The following is a 2372-nucleotide window of genomic DNA, read 5'->3' on the forward strand; positions in this document are numbered from 1 at the left end:
GCAAAAGCGCGTCGACCTGGTGTTCGAGATCAGCGAAGGCCCCAAGAGCGGCGTGCTCGGCGTCAATTTCCTGGGCAACAGCGAGTTCTCGGACAACGACCTGAAGGACGTCATCGTCACCAAGGAGTCGCACTGGTACAAATTCCTGACCAGCAACGACAATTACGACCCGGACCGGATCGAATACGACCGCGAGCAGCTGCGTAAGTTCTATCGCAACCGCGGCTATTTCGACTTCCGCGTCGTGGCCTCGGTCGCCGAGCTGGCCACCGACAAGAACGGCTTCGCGGTCACCTACACGATCGACGAAGGTCCCAAGTACAAGTTCGGCAAGATCACCGTCGAGACCGAGCTGAAGAAACTGAACGGCGACCTGCTGGCCCAGATCCTGCCGGTCCGCACCGGCCAGCTGTACGAAGACGAGAAGATCGAACAGGCCACCGACGCCCTGACCTTCGCGGCGGGCGCGGCCGGCTTCGCCTTCGTCGACGTGCGTCCGCGCTATGTGCCCAACCACGAGACCAACACGGTGGACGTGGTGTTCTCGGTGCGTGAAGGCCCGCGGGTCTATGTCGATCGCATCGACATCGTCGGCAACACCCGCACGCTCGACTATGTCGTGCGCCGCGAGCTGGAAGTGGCCGAGGGCGACGCCTACAACCGCGTGCTGGTCGACCGCTCCAAGAACCGCGTCCGCGCCCTGGGCTTCTTCAAGGACGTCGACATCGAGGAAGTGCCGAGCGACCGTCCCGACCGCACGACCCTGCGGGTCAAGACCGAAGAGCAGCCGACGGGCGAACTGTCGTTCAGCGCCGGCTACAGCTCGGTCGACAAGCTGGTGTTGGACGTCGGCATCACCGAGCGCAACTTCCGCGGCCGCGGCCAGAACCTGCGGGCCCGCGTCTCGGTCGGTTCGCTGCGTCAGCAGATCGATTTCGGCTTCACCGAGCCGCGCTTCCTGGGCCGCGACCTGCGCGCCGGCCTGGACCTGTATTCGTATCGCTATGACCTCAGCGACTACGCCGCCTACGACACCCAATCGACCGGCGGCACGCTGCGGCTCGGCTTCCCGCTGACCCAGAACGCGTCGATGAGCCTTCGCTACCAGCTCCGCCAGGACAAGGTGAGCGTCGAGGACAGCCTTTGCGCCAGCGGTTCGGTGTCCGACATCCTCTGCCTGCAGCGCGGCTCCTACATCACCTCGCTGCTGGGCTACAGCCTGCGGCTGGACAAGCGAAACGACCCGATCCAGCCCACCCGCGGCTGGTTCGCCGACATGAGCCAGGATCTGGCCGGCTTCGGCGGCGACGTGAAGTACCTGAAGACCGAGACCGACGCCGGTTGGTACTGGGGCTTCAACAAGGACTTCATCTTCAGCGCCACCGGTTCGGCGGGCTATATCGAAGGTTGGGGCGGCGACAACATCCGCATCAACGACCGCTTCTACAAGGGCGGTTCGACGTTCCGCGGCTTCGAGATCGCCGGTATCGGCCCGCGCGACACGACGACGCAGAGCAGCGCCCTGGGCGCCAAGCTCTACGCCATCGGCACGTTCGAATTGACGGTTCCGACCTTCCTGCCCGAACAGTACGGCATCAAGGCCGCGGTGTTCTCCGACTTCGGTACGGCGGGCCAATTGGACGATATCGATCGTCTGAATTCGGACGGCACCATCAACCAGAACATCAAGGACGGCCTGGGCCTTCGGGCTTCGGCGGGCTTGAGCATCGACTGGAAATCGCCCATGGGCCCGATCCGGTTCGATTTCAGCCATATTCTCGCTAAAGAAGACTACGACAGAACCGAAACCTTCCGGTTCTCCACCTCCACAAGGTTTTAACGAACATGACTTCCAAGCTCCTCGCCGCGACCGTTTCGGGTCTGGCCGCTCTCGCCACGGCGTCGGGCGCCTTCGCCCAAGCCGCGCCGCCCGCCGCGCCGACGGTCAGCCACGGCGCTCCGATCGCCGGCGTCTGCATCTTTTCGAGCCAGGGCGCTGTCGCGCGCTCGCTGGTCGGCAAGGCCGTCGACGCCCGCCTGAAGGTCATCATCTCGCAGGTCAACGCCGAGCTGACGGCCGAGCGTACCAGCCTGGACAACGACGCCAAGGCCCTGGACGCCAAGAAGGCCACCCTGGACCAAAGCGCCCTGGAACAGCAGGCCGCCGCTCTGCAAGTGCGCGCCAACGCCTGGCAGCGTAAGGGCCAACTGCGCCAGCGCGAAGTCGAAGCCACCGAGCAGAAGCAACTGGCCCGCGTCTACCAAGAGCTGGACCCGGCCATCCGCCAGGCCTATCAGGCCAAGACCTGCTCGATCCTGATCGAGCGCGAATCGGTCCTGCTGGGCAATCCGGCCATGGACATCACCGAGTC

The 2372-nt window shown here is 64.5% G+C and carries 2 protein-coding genes; both read left to right on the plus strand.

Annotated features, from left to right (window positions below):
- The coding region (gene bamA, locus AC1DZ6_RS23625) for an outer membrane protein assembly factor BamA (protein ID WP_477099545.1) at positions 1-1840 on the plus strand (1840 nt) is incomplete at its 5' end.
- Between the two features lie 5 nt (positions 1841-1845).
- Positions 1846-2372 (plus strand): OmpH family outer membrane protein (locus tag AC1DZ6_RS23630; RefSeq protein ID WP_477099546.1); only part of this gene is annotated, 527 nt, incomplete at its 3' end.

It is taken from the genome of Caulobacter sp. P1_B12_2 (assembly GCF_056406675.1).